Below are 13,557 nucleotides of genomic sequence, written 5' to 3'. Positions count from 1 at the left end.
TCGCTCACGCCTTCTCCTTCCGCGCCAGCAGGATCGTCCCCACGATGGAGACCAGGAGGAGGACGCCCGTGACCTCGAGCACGATGGTGTATTCGTGGAAGAGCGGCCGCGCCACGACCCCGATGACGCCCTGTTCGAGGGCGGCCTCGCGCAGCGCGCTGCGCGCGATCTCCACGACCGGCCGGGACTCCGTGCCGCCGACAAAGAGTCGCGTCAGGACGCCGAGGAAGGCGATCGAAATCGAGCCCCCGACGAGCCCCCCGATGGGCCCCTTCAGGTCGCGCCAGTCCGCGTGCCCCAGGTTCAGGAGCATGAGGACGAAGAGGAAGAGGACCATGATGGCCCCGCCGTACAGGATCACGTTAATCGCCGCAATGTAGTGCGCGTCGAGCATGAGGAACATGCCTGACGTGGCGAAAAACACGCCCACCAGGAAGATCACGGCGGAGACGGGATTCCGGCGCGTGACCATGATCACCGCGCCCAGAATCGCGCTCGCCGCGAAGGCCTGGAAGAGGAAGTCCTGGATCATCGCGGCATCACTGCGACGCGGGGTCCTGCGGATCCCACAGCGCGGTCACGTCGTGCTCCTGCTCGACGAGCCGCTCGAGGTCGTACACCCAGCGTTCGCGCGAATACTCCGCGTTCTCGTAGTGCTGGCCGAGGTGGATGGCTTCGACCGGACACACCTCCTGGCAGTAGCCGCAGAAGATGCAGCGGAATTCGTCGATCTCGTAGATCGCCGCGTAGCGCTCGCCGTTCTCGTCCTCCGCCGGCACGAGCTTGATGCAGTTCACCGGACACACGGTCGGGCACAGGCCGCAGGCGACGCACTTCGCGCGCCCGTCCTCGTGCACCGCCATGCGGTGTGTGCCGCGCGTGCGAGGCGAGAGTTCCCACTTCTCGTCCGGGTACTGCTGCGTCTTCGACTCGGGGCGGAGGAGATGCCGCAGCGTGATCGACATCCCCTTCGCCGCGGCCCTTACGTACGAACCCTCCGCGCGCGGCCGCTCCACAACCTTCACATCACCGGGCATCTACCCTCCCTGGCGGTCTGACGAGCCGCCGGCCGGTCTGGCCCCCTTCGCCCCGCCGCGAATCAGCGTCCCGCGGTCCATGGCGAAGAAGAGCACCCCCGCAAGCGCGAGGTTCACGAGGAAGAGAACGAACGCGTACCAGCCGCCGGCCGGGATCCCGACCGCCTCGATGACGAGGATGACGAAGGCGATGACGAGGATGTAGACCGTCACGGCTTCCAGCATGAACTTCCAGCCCAGATCCATGAGCTGATCGTAGCGGAAGCGCGGCAGCGTCCAGCGAATCCATATGAATACGAGTACGACGAGCGAGGTCTTCACCCCGAAGGCGCCCAGCGTCAGCAGCGTCTTCCACCAGGTCGGATCCCCGATCACCGTACCGTCGGAGAGGACCCGGATGTTGTCCCCCTGCCAGAACGGGATATCCCACCCGCCGAGGAAGAAGACCGTGACGAGCGCGGCCACGGTGATCACGTGCGCGAACTCGCCGATCATGAACATCGAGAACTTCATCGCCGAATACTCCGTGTGGTATCCGGTGATGAGCTCGGCCTCCGCTTCCGGCAGGTCGAAGGGGAGTCGGTTCGTCTCCGCCAGCCCCGAGACGAAAAAAAAGAAGAGGCCCACGAGCAGCGGGAACACGAACCAGGTCGCGTACGTCGCGGGCCCGGCGGTGAACGTCTGCTGCATGGAAACGATCTCGGGCGCGCGTACATCGCCCGTGAGGAGGATGAGGGGCACGAGGCTCAGCGCGAGCGCGACCTCGTAACTCACCATCTGAGCCGAGCCGCGCAGGCCGCCGAGGAGCGAGTACTTGGAGCCCGAGGCCCAGCCGCCCATCGCGACCCCGTACACCCCGATCGAACCGATCGCGAGCACGTACAGGAACCCGATCGGCACATCCGCCACGATCATCTCCACGAGCCCCCACGGCGTGGGGAGCGGAGAGGCGAAGGGGATGACGGCGAAGAGAATGGTGGCCGGCAGGATCGCGAGGACCGGAGCCAGGAGGAAGAAGGGCCGGATCGCCTGGGCCGGCATCGTCTCTTCCTTGATCAGGTTCTTGAGCCCGTCGGCAATGACCTGCAGCAGACCCCAGGGGCCGACCCGGTTGGGACCGCTCCGGTCCTGGATGAAGCCCGCGACCTTGCGCTCGACGATCGTCGACAGCATGACGGCGAGCATCAGCACCGTGAAGAAGAGGGCGACCTTCCCTACGGTAGCAACGGCGAAAGCGCCGCCGGCGACCGGGTTCACGCGTCAACCTCCGCCGGCGCCGCGGCCAGGCCGGCGGCCGGGGCGCCCTTGAGCCCGAGCCCGTCCCACGTCAGGCCCGCGAAGGCCGGAGCGTCCGTCGCCATCCGCGCGAACGCGCTGCGGAGGTCATTCACGGCCGCGCCGTCTCCCAGGCGGGCGAGTACGCGACTCAGCACCATCCAGCCCGGGCGGGCCAACCCCGGCGGAGTCAGCGCCTGGTGGAAGCGCTGCACCCGTCCCTCGAAGTTCGTGTACGTGCCGTCCATCTCGGCGAAGGTCGCGATCGGGAGCACCGCGTCCGCGTTGCGCGCCGCGCCCGGCAGCCGAGTCCCGATGTACAGGAAGAAATCCGCCGCTTCGCCGAAGTCCTCGGGGGCTCCCTCGAGTGCGTCATCGAGCACGACCAGCGCCCCGGCCCCCGAGCCGTTGGGGAGCCGGTCCACACGGCGGCCGCCGAAGATCCCCGCGCCCGCAGCGTTCGCCGCGCGATCCGCCCTCAGCTTGAGCGTCGGCACCGTCGGCAGCTCGGCGGTCTCCCCCTGCGGGACCCGGAACTCCGCGCTCTCCACGCCGAGCCGCTCGAGGATCTGCCGCACGTAGAACAGGTTCTCGTTCGAGGCGTCCGGGGACACGACCGCGCTCCCGCCGCACTGGCCGAGGGCCTCGATCTTCTCCGCCACCCAGTCGAGCGCCGTCGCCCAGTCCACCGGCCTCAGCCGGTCGCCATCGCGGATGAGCGGGAGCTCGGCCCGCACCCCGCGGTTCGTCATCACGAGGTGCTTTCGCCCGTAGTCGCACATCCACCAGGAGTTGACCGCCGCGTTGTGCCGCGGCTTCACGCGGACGATCTGGTTCTCCTTGGTGTCGATCGTGACGTTGCAGCCGGTGGGACACCCCGGACACACACTCGCCGCGGCATCCATGTCCCACGCCCGCGCCTTGAACACGAAGTCCTCGTGCACGAGCGCACCGACCGGGCACACGTCGACGATGTTGCCCTGGAACGGATTGTCGAGTTCCCGGCCCGGGAAGGTGTCGATGTAGGCCTTGTCTCCCCGCTGGGCGACGATGAGCGAGTCGTCCTCCGCCACGTCCCTCATGAAGCGGACACAGCGGGTGCAGATGACGCAGCGGTCCGCGAAGTAGAGGATATCGTCGGAGATGCGGTCCCGTCCCATGATCCGCTTGGGCTCGTCGACCCGGCTCTCCAGCTGATTCGTGACGTACGCGTAGTCCTGGAGCATGCACTGCCCCGCCGCGTCGCAGATGGGACAGTCGAGCGGGTGGTTCACGAGCAGGAACTCGATCACCGACTGGCGCGCCGTGCGCGCGGTATCGCTCGCCGTGTTCACGACCATGTCGTCGGCCGCCTGCAGCGTGCACGAAGGCTCCAGCTTGGGACGCCCCTCGACTTCCACGAGGCACATGCGGCACTGCGCCGGTCGCGTGGGGATGCCCGGATGGTAGCAGTAGCGCGGCACGACGACGCCCACGTGCTCGGCCGCCTCGATGACGCGTGTCCCGCGGGGCACCGTGACCTCGACCCCGTCGATCATGAGCGTGACCGTCGCCTTCGCTCCGTTCTCAGCCATTGCGCTCAGCCATCCGTCACCCCGTCGCGACCAGGGTGGGCTTCATGCGCGCCTCGTAGTCGGCGCGGAACTTGTTGAGCGAGGAGCGGAGCGGGAACACGACGCTGTCGGCCAGCACGCAGATCGTGCGCCCCGTCATCTGCTCGCACAGTTCGTACAGTGTGTCGATGTCCGCCGGGCGGCCGTCCCCCGCTTCGATGCGCTGGAGGATGCGGACGACCCACGACGTGCCTTCGCGGCACTGTACGCACTGGCCGCACGACTCGTGCGCGTAGAACTGGGCGATCCGCCGCATGGCGGCGACGATGTCCGTATCCTCATCCATCACGATCGGCGAGGCGGTTCCCAGCGCGCTCCCCGCCTCCGCCAAACCCTCGTAGGTGGTGGCGCAGTCGAGTTCATCCCCGGTCAGGAACGCGGTCGACGACCCGCCCGGGATCACGGCCTTCACGGGCTTTCCCGAGGGCGTCCCGCCGCACGCCTCGAAGATGATGTCGCTGAGCGGCAGCCCGAGGGCGAATTCGTAGTTGCCGGGCCGCACGAGGTGGCCCGAGCAACTCCACAGCTTGGTCCCGGGAGACTGTTCGCTTCCCCACTTCCGATACCAGTCGGCGCCGTTCTCGAGGATCATGGGGACGGCGGCGAGCGTCTCGACGTTGTTCACCGTCGTGGGCATCCCGAACGCGCCCGCCTGTGCCGGGAAGGGCGGCTTGGCCCACGGCTCGGCGCGGTTCCCCATCAGCGAGTTCATGAGGCCGGTCTCTTCACCGGCGATGTACGCCCCGGCGCCGGCGTGGACCGTCACGTCGCACGACCACGACGAGCCCAGGATGCCGTCGCCGGCGAGACCGTTCTCGTACGCCTCGACGACGGCAGCGTTGAGAACCTGCGTTTCCTCGAAGAACTCGCCCCGCACGTAGATGTAGGCGTGCTCCGCCCCGATGGCCCGCGACGCCAGCAGGCAGCCCTCGATGAGGAGGTGAGGCGTCCACCGAATCACCTCCCGGTCCTTGAAGGCGCCGGGCTCGGACTCGTCCGCGTTGCAGCACAGGTAGTGCGGTTTCCCGTCGTCCTTCGGCATGAAGCTCCACTTGAGCCCCGTCGGGAACCCGGCCCCGCCCCGCCCGCGCAGCCCGGAGGCCTTCACGACCTCCGTGATCTCGTCCGGTGCCATGTCCAGGGCGCGCCGAAGTGCCTCGTAACCGCCCATATCGCGCCAGCCCTCGAGCGTTCGCGCTTGGGCGCTGCCCTGGTGGCGGGAAAGTCGGGTGGTGGCCTCGAGTTCGCTGCGGTGCGGGAAGCTCATGTGTCGCTCCTCCCGCCGGTGCCTGCACCTTCGCGGGCGCTCCGCAGCTTCTCCACGATCCCGGACACGCGGTCCGGGGTCACGTCTTCCAGGTAGCGGTCATTCACCTGGACGACCGTCGCGAAGCCGCACGCCCCGAGGCACTCGGCCTCGATCACCGTGAACTCGCCGTCGTCGGAGATCTCGCCCTCCCGGGTTCCGACCTCCTCCAGGAAGCGGTCCAGGACCTCTTCGGCCCGGTTGAGATGGCAGGAGATGTTCGTACACACCTGGACGAAGTGACGCCCGACCGGGTGCTTGTTGTACATCGTGTAGAAGGTCGCGATCGAATGGACGTAGGCCGGCGTCAGATCCAGTGCCTCCGCCACCTCGACCATGTCGGAGGGCTCGATCCACCCCTTCTCTGCCTGCACGAAGCCGAGCATGGGCAGCAGCGCCGCCTGTTTCGTCGGATAGCGGGAGAGGGCCGCCTCCAGCCGGCGCTTCCCTTCCCCCGTCTCGAAGATGGGACCGTCGAACGTCTTCCTGGCCGTCAGCTGGAAGGGCTGCGCCCCGACGACCGCGGGATGGATGCGCCGGCTCACCGGTCGATCTCCCCAAGCACGACGTCGAGCGAGGCGTTGATCGCCACCACGTCCGCCACGAGTTCGCCGTGTACGAGTTCGGGCAGCGCCGCGATGTTGATGAACGACGGGCCGCGGAAGCGGCAGCGTACGGGCTTCGTGCCGCCGTCGGAAATGATGCCGAAGCCGAGTTCGCCCTTCGAGCTTTCGATCGAGTACCACGTCTCCCCGGCCGGCACGCGGACGCCCTCCATGACGAGCTTGAAGTGCGAGATCATCGTGTCGATCGACCCCATCGCCTCACCCTTGGGGGGGAGGACGATGCGGTAGTCGTCGATGTTGATCGGGCCGCCGGGGAGCCGGTCGAGCGCCTGCTCGATGATGCGGAGGCTCTGCCGCATCTCCTCCACGCGCACGAGGTAGCGGTCGTAGACATCGCCGGTGGTCCCCACCGGTACGTCGAAGTCGTATTCGTCGTAACCCAGGTAAGGCCGGGCCTTCCGCACGTCGTATGCCACGCCGCTCGCGCGCAGCGTGGGTCCGGTGACGCCGTAGCTGACGGCCCGGTCTGCCGGGAGCAGGCCGATGTCCATCGTGCGCCCCTGCCAGATCGCGTTGCGCGACAGGAGCCGCTCGACCTCATCGACCGTATCCGGGAATGTGTTCGTGAAATCGCGCGCCGCCGCCGTCCAGCCTACGGGCAGGTCGGCCATCATGCCGCCGACCCGCGTGACGGAGGTCGTGATCCGTCCCCCCGTATAGGCTTCGTGCAGGTTGTAGATGCGCTCGCGCTCCTGGAAGGTGTACAGGAAGACGGAGAAGGCGCCGATGTCGATGGCCGTCGTCCCCAGCCAGAGGAGGTGCCCCAGGATCCGGTTCAACTCGCCGAGGATGACCCGGACGACCCGGCAGCGCTCCGTGATCTCGACGCCGAGGATCGTCTCCACCGCCCCCGCGTAGCCGATGTTGTAGAGCATGGGCGCGAGGTAGTCCATGCGGTCCGTGTAGGGCACGCACTGGTTCCACTCACGGAATTCGCACGTCTTCTCGAAGCCCGTGTGGAGGTATCCTATGTGGGGCACGCAGTGTACGACGCGCTCTCCGTCGAGCTGTAGCACGAGCCGGAGGACGCCGTGTGTCGCGGGGTGCTGCGGCCCCATGTTGATGAGGATCGGCTCACCCTCGAGCGCATCCTCGGGCTTCTCGTCCGGGCTCAGGTCGCGCATGCCGCCCGGCGCTTCGCCTTCCGCCGCGCGCTCGGGCGGCGCCTCCACCTCTCCGTCCTCCGTGACGGAATAGCCCGCCATCTCCAGCTCTTCGACGGCGTATATGTCGACGAGGTCGCGGGAGAGGGCGCGGCTCACCTGGGTGGATCTGCTGAAGCGGCCGCGGAGCGGGAAGTCCTTCCGGAGGGGAAAGCCTTCTTCGTAGTTCTCCGGCATGAGGATGCGGCGCAGGTCCGGGTGACCGCGGAAGCTCACGCCGTACATGTCCCACACTTCGCGCTCCAGCCAGTCGGCGGCGAGCCACTGGTCCGTGACGCTCTGCAGTTCGAGGTCGTGCATCGGCACCTCGCACGCGACCCGGAGCTGGTGCCCGTGCGCCATCGACCAGAGCTGATACCACACCTGGATCGGGGCCCCGATGCCCGTGTGCGCCCCCATGACATCCGCGAGCAGGTCATATGCCTGCTCGGGCGTCTCGCGCAGAAAGCGAAGGACGTCCGCGTTCAAACCCGGATCGATCCACACGACGGGATAGCCGAGCGCATCGCTCTCGACGCGCCGCACAGCCTCTCCGAAGCGGTCGCGGAGGGCCCGGACCGAGGGATGGCTCGCCGCGTCCCCGTCGAGCGGAGAGACCCCCACCATGCGCGGAGGCGCGGTCGTCGTCACGGTCGTCAACGGCGGAGGGCCCGGGTCAATCCAGGTGTTCCAGGCGGCGTTCGCGCCGATCGCGCGCCCGCGCGAGCGCGGAGGTGGGACCAAGCCCGCTCATGCGGTTCTGGTTCGTCGAGTTCCCGAAGGGCTGGGCGACGAGTTCGATCGTCTCGGGCGGCAGATTCGGGCGCCCGACGGCGTCCGGATCTTCGTCCCGCGCCCGGGGGTCGGCCAGCGACTCTCCCTTGATCTTCTCTTGGATCATGAGGAGTCCGTAGATGAGTCCTTCCGGCCGCGGCGGACAGCCCGGGACGTAGACATCGACGGGGATGATCGTGTCGATTCCCTGGACGATCGTGTAGTTGTCGAACATGCCGCCCGAACTCGCGCACGCGCCCATCGACACGCACCACTTGGGCTGCGGCATCTGATCCCACACGCGGCGCAGGACGGGCGCGAGCTTGTAGGTCACGCGGCCGGCGACGATCATCAGATCCGCCTGCCGGGGGCTGAACGACATGCGCTCCATCCCGAAGCGGCCGATGTCGTACTTGCTCGCGGCGGAGGCCATCATCTCGATCGCGCAGCAGGCGGTCCCGAAAGGCATGGGCCACAACGAATTACGGCGCGCCCAGTTGATCACGTAGTCAAGCTTCGTGGTCATCCAGTTGTGCGGGATGCCGGTGTCGAGCCGGCCTTCATCGGGATGCGCGCCGGGAGGCAGCGTATCGAGCGATTTCATTGCGCTCCTCCACTTCGTCGCGTCTTCAGTCCCACTCGAGCGCCCCCTTCTTCCACGCGTAGACGAGTCCGACGCCGAGCACGGTGAGAAACGCCGTGATCTCGACGAATCCGACCATGCCCAGTTCACGGAAGATCGCGGCCCACGGAATGAGGAATAGCGTTTCGATGTCGAGGACGATGAAGAGCATCGCCACGATGTAGAAGTTGACCGAGAAACGCTCTCGTGTCGTCCCGAGGGGGGGGATCCCCGATTCGTACGGGCTCGCCTTCACCGCGGTGGGCCGCCGGGAGCCCACCAGATGCGATACGCCCATCATCGCGGCGGCGTTCAGCACGCCGACCAACCCGAGGATCAGGATGCCGAGATATGGGTCGAGCAAGGGGGTTCGCTCCTCTCGTGCGAGCTTGTGAATTTCTTCACTTTCCCGCGCCGCGAAGCTATCGCGGAGGGGGTGCACCGGCAAGCGGGAGAGGGGGGCGGATCACGCCAGACATTAGGCCGTCTGCAAGCGTTGCGCGGCACGAAGGCGGAGGGTCACGGCCGGCCCCGGAGTTGGCGCTCCGGGAGGCGGGTTCGTGCTTGAGTGCAAAGGGAGGCGAGAGTACGCTGCCTGACATGAACCCGGACGTTGGAGATCCTCCTGTTCGCCCGTGATGTCGCGATCAGCGACGGAACGGTGCGCGTCGCTGTCCTGGGCCGGGGGCGGCCCATTCTCTTCCTGCACGGGATCAGTGCCCACAGTCGTGCATGGCGGCCGGTCGCCGAACTCTTCGTCGAGGAGAATCCGGGGTGGGAGTGCTGGCTCCCCGACCTGTCTGGACGGGGCGCCTCGGAGGCGCGACCGGGACTCTCGTACACGCTGGACGACGAAGTGCGCCGGGTGCGTGAGTTTGTACGGGCGCTCACACCGAATGGGCCCCGGCCGCCACTCGTCGCCGGGCATTCACAGGGTGCCGCGATCGCGCTCGCACTCGCACGGGCGGACCCGTCCATCTCCGGACTCCTGCTCTCCAATCCGGTCACGCCCGAGATCAAGAGCCCGGCCGCGCTGCGGTTGCTGCGGTCGTCTGCGGTGCGGGGGGCGGTCGGGAGCCTCATGGCGCCGCTTCACGCGCCGTTGGGCCACCTGGTGTTGCGGCGTGCGTGTGGTCCGGCTTTTCGAGTCCCTCCGGATCTGGTCGCCGGCTACGCGCGGCCCTGGGCGAGTCCGCGCCGCGCCCGGACGCTCTTGCGCATCCTCTGCGACTGGCACCCGTCGGAGTTGGAGGATCGGATGCCGCACCGCTCGATCGCTGCGCGCGTGGTGGCGGGTGCGCACGACCCGAGGATACCCGTCGCCGCGGCGCGGCGTCTCGCCGAACGACTGGAATGTGGATTCACGCTGTCGGCGGATGGCGGCCACGTGCTGACGGAGCAGCATCCGCGGCTGTTGGCTCGTCTGCTGGGTGAGCTGGCCGCCCGGCTGACGCAGAGCCTGGCCACGGACCGCTAGAGCTTGGGAGGTGTGACTCCCGTCTGGCCCTGGTACTTGCCGGCCTTGTCCGCATAGCTGACCTCGCAGACTTCGTCCGACTCGAAGAAGAGCACCTGCGCGATGCCCTCGTTCGCATAGACGCGGGCAGGCAGCGGGGTGGTATTCGAAATCTCGAGTGTCACGTGCCCCTCCCACTCCGGTTCGAAGGGCGTGACGTTCACGATCAGGCCGCAGCGCGCGTAGGTGCTTTTCCCGACGCAGATGGTGAGGACCTGCCGCGGAATCCGGAAATACTCGATCGAACGCGCGAGCGCGAAGGAGTTCGGCGGGATGATGCAGACGTCACCCGAGTACTCGAGGAACGAGCGTTCGTCGAACTTCTTGGGGTCGACGACAGGAAAGAGCGCGTTGTGAAAGATCCGGAATTCGTCGGCGACCCGCATGTCATAGCCGTAGCTGCTCACGCCGTAGGAGATGACGCCGTCGCGGACCTGGCGGTCGGCGAAGGGCTCGATCATCCCTTGCTCGCGTGCCATGCGCCGGATCCAGCCGTCGCTCTTTATCGCCAATCGGACCTCTCGGTGTGGAGGGCGGACGCTCGCGAGACAGCCTGCCGGCACCCGTGGCCAAGGCTGCTACAGCGTGAACCTATGCAGGCGTCAAGTCCACCGCGCGTCACGTTCGTGTGAAAGCGATCCAGCCCGCCCAGAGCCAGGCGACGATGAGCGCGGCGCCCCCGATCGGCGTGATCGCGCCGAGCCAACCGATTCCCGACAGGGCGAGAGCGTAGAGCGTACCGCTGAACACCGCGACGCCACACAGCATCAGGATCCCGGGACACCTCCACGCCGGGGCCGGCCAGCGTGCCGCGGCAAGCCCGAGGAGGATGAGTCCAAGGGCGTGCAGCATGTGGTAGCGAGCCGCCGTATCGAAGATCGCGAGGTCATCCGCCGAGAGGCGACCTTCCAGCGAGTGCGCGCCGAACGCTCCCGCAAGGATCCCCAGGCCCGCGAGCAGAAACCCGACCGCGAGTAGCCCGCGGTGCGGCGAATCCCTGCCGATCAGTCGAAGATGGGGGTCGGAGCCGCGCTCGCCCTCCGCGCGGCCTCGGTGGCGACCGCCTCCATGACACGATCCCAGCGCTCCGGACTGATTTCGGTCAGCGTCGCCTCCAGAATCGCCGCCAGTTCCCGGCCTTCCTCGCGCCGCATGGGGGCATCGCCATCTTCGAGTTCCAGCCGCTTACGCAGGTCCGCCGACCGCTCGAGCAGGTCTCGGTGCCGGAGTCGTTCTTCGTAGCTCATCAGCCCCCCACCTGGCTCAAGGCGGCGAGTCCGCCGCTTCCGGCCGCCGTGCCCAACTCCAGATAGTGGCGCTTCGGCTTCCCGGCGAGCGCTTCCGCCACCGCACCTTCGATGCTGCCCGTCTCACGCAGGGGGCCCTTGAGATCCACTTCATGATCGCCGAACAGGCACGTCCGAAGCTTCCCGTCGGCAGTCAGCCGCATGCGGTTGCAGCGCTCGCAGTAGTTGTGGGAGAGAGGCGTGATCGCGCCCACGGTGCCCGCTCCGCCCGGAAAACGGTAGTACACCGCGGGTCCGTTCCCGCGAGGGCCGGAATCCGGCACAAGATCCTCGATGGAGCGGATCCTCTCGAGAACTTCATCGGCGGAGATGAAACGGTCGGTGAGATGAAGGTTCTGCCCCACCGGCATCAGTTCGATGAAGCGCACGTGCCACGGCCGCTCCCGGGTGATCGCCGCAAAGTCGACGACCTCGTGGTCGTTGAGGCCCCGCATGATGACGCAATTGATCTTGATCGGAGCGAATCCCGCCTCTTCCGCGGCGCGGAGACCCGTCATCGTTTCATCGAAGCGCCGGGCCGGGCGCCGGGCGATCTCCTCGAAGCGGTCGCGGTCGAGCGTGTCGAGGCTGACGTTCACGCGCGCGACGCCCGCTGTCCGCAGCGCCGTCGCGAAACGGGGCAGCAGGATGGCGTTCGTGGAGAGGGAGATGTCGTCGATGCCCGGGACCGCGGCGATCATGCGAACGAGGTCCGGAAGATCCTTGCGAACGAGCGGTTCTCCGCCCGTGACCCGGACGCGTTCCAACCCGAGATCGGCCATCTGGCGCACAATCTCGGCAATTTCCTCGTACGCGAGCATTTCCGGCTTGGGGATCCAGGCCAGCCCCTCCTCCGGCATGCAGTACGTGCAGCGAAGGTTGCACCGATCCGTGACCGAGATCCGGAGATACCGGATACGGCGGCCGAACTGATCTCTCATGGCACCGGTCGTGGGGGTAGCGAAGAGGCTCGTCGCCCTCCAGGCGAGAGCGGCGAGTGGCGGGACTCCGCGCAACCTTCCGGCAGCGCGGAGTCCCACTACGAACGGCTAGCTGATAGCCGAAACGTTCTCCTGCATCATCATGTTGTCGTCGTCGTCACCACAGTCTCCGGCAAAAGAGACCGTCGCGATCATCGCAACGACCAGCAGGTTTCGGACCATCTTCAACATGGCGTCCCTCCTCAATTTGGGCGCCCGCTGCCGAGGCCGTGTGCCTCCGGTTCAATCGGGCCGCCCCTGACCAGACCTTCCTACTCCAACCGTGAACCGCCGGCTAAGATACCGGCCCCCTGGGTCCGGGCTCCCACCCAGTGCGATTCACCGTCCTCGTAGTGTTCATGCTTCCAGATCGGCAGTCTGATCTTGATCGTTTCCATAATCCAGCGCGAAGCCCGATAGCCGTCGTCACGGTGTTCCGACGTGACGGCGGTCGCCACGCTCACCTCTCCCAGCGCGAGGTCACCCACGCGGTGGGCTGCGGCTACCGAACCAACATCGAACTGTTCCAGCGCCTCGTGGCAGATGGCCGACAACTCCCGCTCCGCCATCTCTCCGTACGCCTCGTAGGAGAGACGAGACACGGCCCGGCCGCGATTCCTGGCGCGGACCCGCCCCTGAAAGAAGAGCAGCGCGCCGTCCGCCACGGACCCGATTTCCCGGACAATATCTTCGAACAGGCCGAAGTCGTCCAGACTTTCCTCGGTGATCCACGTCCGGATGCGCCCATCCGCCTCAGTGGCCCTCCCTCCCCGGGGCACGACTTCAACCCCCGGCCACGGGAGGGATAAGCGCGACCTCGTCGCCATCGGACAGGGCCGTACCGGCCTCGGCGTAGCTCTGGTTGACCGCGACAACGACGCGCTCGGGGAGCCAGTCGAACCCCCCGGGCCCGCGCAGAGCCTCCACGAGGTCGGACACAGTGCTCTCCGCGGCGAGTTCCGCCGACCCCTCGCGTCGCGCGGCAAGTTCGCCGTACACGCCGAAGAAGAGCGTACGAACCGAGATGCGGTCCGTCATGGGCGCGCTCCCGCCAGATCGAGGTGGGCGAGGAGCCGCGGCACGATCCCCTCTTCGCGCAGGGTTGTCACGCGCACCCGCGTGGCATCGCTCCCCCCGGGATCCGGAAAGGCCGCAACCGAGAGGTTGCCTCTGAACGTGCAGAAAGCGATGTGCGTATCGCTCTCGGTGTCGACCCAGGCGTCGGCCATCCGGTCGTCGCCGAGGAAAAAGTCTCGCGCGGCGGCCAGAACATCCGTCGGTGCCAGCGCGCTTGCCGTCTCTGTCGTCATGGGCTCTCCCCGCGTACCATCACACCAGCCGAACATAGGGGCGCCTCGGCTCTCTCTCAAATACGATCCA

General features: G+C 67.3%; 19 protein-coding genes. 2 read left to right on the top strand and 17 right to left on the bottom strand.

What is annotated here, in order from left to right; translation table 11 throughout:
• Positions 1 to 4 precede the first annotated feature (4 nt).
• The 9 genes from ACOOGH_RS05510 to ACOOGH_RS05470 form a co-directional block, all read right to left on the bottom strand.
• Positions 5 to 532, bottom strand: a complete 528-nt coding sequence (locus ACOOGH_RS05510; RefSeq protein ID WP_420447968.1) for an NADH-quinone oxidoreductase subunit J — start codon at positions 530 to 532, stop codon at positions 5 to 7.
• 7 nt (positions 533 to 539) lie between these two features.
• Positions 540 to 965 (bottom strand): NuoI/complex I 23 kDa subunit family protein, encoded by a 426-nt coding sequence (locus ACOOGH_RS05505; protein WP_420450066.1) that lies wholly within the window; start codon positions 963 to 965, stop codon positions 540 to 542.
• A gap of 72 nt (positions 966 to 1,037) precedes the next feature.
• A complete protein-coding gene (locus ACOOGH_RS05500; protein ID WP_420447967.1) occupies positions 1,038 to 2,294 on the bottom strand; it encodes a complex I subunit 1/NuoH family protein in 1,257 nt (418 codons plus the stop codon).
• Positions 2,291 to 3,886: a molybdopterin-dependent oxidoreductase gene (locus ACOOGH_RS05495; RefSeq protein WP_420447966.1), complete on the bottom strand. Its 1,596-nt coding sequence runs from the start codon at positions 3,884 to 3,886 to the stop codon at positions 2,291 to 2,293. The genes ACOOGH_RS05500 and ACOOGH_RS05495 overlap by 4 nt, the downstream gene beginning before the upstream one ends.
• Before the next feature lie 16 nt (positions 3,887 to 3,902).
• Positions 3,903 to 5,192 carry an NADH-quinone oxidoreductase subunit NuoF gene (gene nuoF, locus ACOOGH_RS05490; RefSeq protein ID WP_420447965.1) on the bottom strand — a complete coding sequence of 430 codons (1,290 nt, stop codon included), beginning with the start codon at positions 5,190 to 5,192 and terminating at the stop codon, positions 3,903 to 3,905.
• A complete protein-coding gene (nuoE, locus tag ACOOGH_RS05485) occupies positions 5,189 to 5,776 on the bottom strand; it encodes an NADH-quinone oxidoreductase subunit NuoE (protein ID WP_420447964.1) in 588 nt (195 codons plus the stop codon). Before nuoE ends, nuoF begins: the two co-directional genes overlap by 4 nt.
• Positions 5,773 to 7,650, bottom strand: coding sequence for an NADH dehydrogenase (quinone) subunit D (gene nuoD, locus ACOOGH_RS05480; RefSeq protein ID WP_420447963.1), 1,878 nt, complete (start codon positions 7,648 to 7,650; stop codon positions 5,773 to 5,775). The genes nuoE and nuoD overlap by 4 nt, the downstream gene beginning before the upstream one ends.
• A 25-nt stretch (positions 7,651 to 7,675) precedes the next feature.
• Positions 7,676 to 8,299, bottom strand: a complete 624-nt coding sequence (locus ACOOGH_RS05475; RefSeq protein ID WP_420450065.1) for an NADH-quinone oxidoreductase subunit B — start codon at positions 8,297 to 8,299, stop codon at positions 7,676 to 7,678.
• Positions 8,300 to 8,402: 103 nt separating this feature from the next.
• Positions 8,403 to 8,759, bottom strand: coding sequence for an NADH-quinone oxidoreductase subunit A (locus ACOOGH_RS05470; protein WP_420447962.1), 357 nt, complete (start codon positions 8,757 to 8,759; stop codon positions 8,403 to 8,405).
• Between the two features lie 249 nt (positions 8,760 to 9,008).
• On the opposite strand from ACOOGH_RS05470, the gene ACOOGH_RS05465 reads away from it, so the two are divergent.
• Positions 9,009 to 9,872 carry an alpha/beta fold hydrolase gene (locus ACOOGH_RS05465; protein WP_420447961.1) on the top strand — a complete coding sequence of 288 codons (864 nt, stop codon included), beginning with the start codon at positions 9,009 to 9,011 and terminating at the stop codon, positions 9,870 to 9,872.
• Here ACOOGH_RS05465 and dcd read toward each other — a convergent pair.
• Positions 9,869 to 10,423, bottom strand: a complete 555-nt coding sequence (gene dcd, locus ACOOGH_RS05460; protein WP_420447960.1) for a dCTP deaminase — start codon at positions 10,421 to 10,423, stop codon at positions 9,869 to 9,871. The two genes, ACOOGH_RS05465 and dcd, sit on opposite strands and share 4 nt — an antisense overlap.
• Positions 10,424 to 10,529: 106 nt before the next feature.
• Positions 10,530 to 10,790 (bottom strand): DUF423 domain-containing protein, encoded by a 261-nt coding sequence (locus ACOOGH_RS05455; protein WP_420450064.1) that lies wholly within the window; start codon positions 10,788 to 10,790, stop codon positions 10,530 to 10,532.
• Between ACOOGH_RS05455 and ACOOGH_RS05450 the strand changes: the two genes are divergently transcribed.
• The gene (locus tag ACOOGH_RS05450) at positions 10,755 to 10,889 is read left to right on the top strand and encodes a hypothetical protein (RefSeq protein WP_420447959.1); all 135 of its coding nucleotides are present in this window, start codon (positions 10,755 to 10,757) and stop codon (positions 10,887 to 10,889) included. The genes ACOOGH_RS05455 and ACOOGH_RS05450 overlap by 36 nt on opposite strands.
• A gap of 26 nt (positions 10,890 to 10,915) precedes the next feature.
• Here ACOOGH_RS05450 and ACOOGH_RS05445 read toward each other — a convergent pair whose 3' ends face one another.
• The 6 genes from ACOOGH_RS05445 to ACOOGH_RS05420 form a co-directional block, all read right to left on the bottom strand.
• Positions 10,916 to 11,158: a hypothetical protein gene (locus tag ACOOGH_RS05445; RefSeq protein WP_420447958.1), complete on the bottom strand. Its 243-nt coding sequence runs from the start codon at positions 11,156 to 11,158 to the stop codon at positions 10,916 to 10,918.
• Complete coding sequence (moaA, locus tag ACOOGH_RS05440) at positions 11,158 to 12,138, bottom strand: GTP 3',8-cyclase MoaA (RefSeq protein WP_420447957.1); 981 nt, start codon at positions 12,136 to 12,138, stop codon at positions 11,158 to 11,160. The genes ACOOGH_RS05445 and moaA overlap by 1 nt, the downstream gene beginning before the upstream one ends.
• Positions 12,139 to 12,246: 108 nt before the next feature.
• Positions 12,247 to 12,369 carry a hypothetical protein gene (locus tag ACOOGH_RS05435; protein WP_420447956.1) on the bottom strand — a complete coding sequence of 41 codons (123 nt, stop codon included), beginning with the start codon at positions 12,367 to 12,369 and terminating at the stop codon, positions 12,247 to 12,249.
• An 80-nt stretch (positions 12,370 to 12,449) separates the two neighbouring features.
• Entirely contained in the window at positions 12,450 to 12,956 is a 507-nt protein-coding gene (locus tag ACOOGH_RS05430) for a molybdenum cofactor biosynthesis protein MoaE (protein WP_420447955.1), read from the bottom strand.
• Between the two features lie 4 nt (positions 12,957 to 12,960).
• Positions 12,961 to 13,215: a MoaD/ThiS family protein gene (locus tag ACOOGH_RS05425; protein WP_420447954.1), complete on the bottom strand. Its 255-nt coding sequence runs from the start codon at positions 13,213 to 13,215 to the stop codon at positions 12,961 to 12,963.
• The gene (locus tag ACOOGH_RS05420; protein WP_420447953.1) at positions 13,212 to 13,487 is read right to left on the bottom strand and encodes a hypothetical protein; all 276 of its coding nucleotides are present in this window, start codon (positions 13,485 to 13,487) and stop codon (positions 13,212 to 13,214) included. The genes ACOOGH_RS05425 and ACOOGH_RS05420 overlap by 4 nt, the downstream gene beginning before the upstream one ends.
• Between the last annotated feature and the right edge of the window lie 70 nt (positions 13,488 to 13,557).

It is taken from the genome of Candidatus Palauibacter sp., assembly GCF_965213655.1.
Lineage (GTDB): Bacteria > Gemmatimonadota > Gemmatimonadetes > Palauibacterales > Palauibacteraceae > Palauibacter.
Note: the sequence above shows the minus strand (reverse complement) of the source record. Positions and strands in the feature narration are given on the sequence as shown.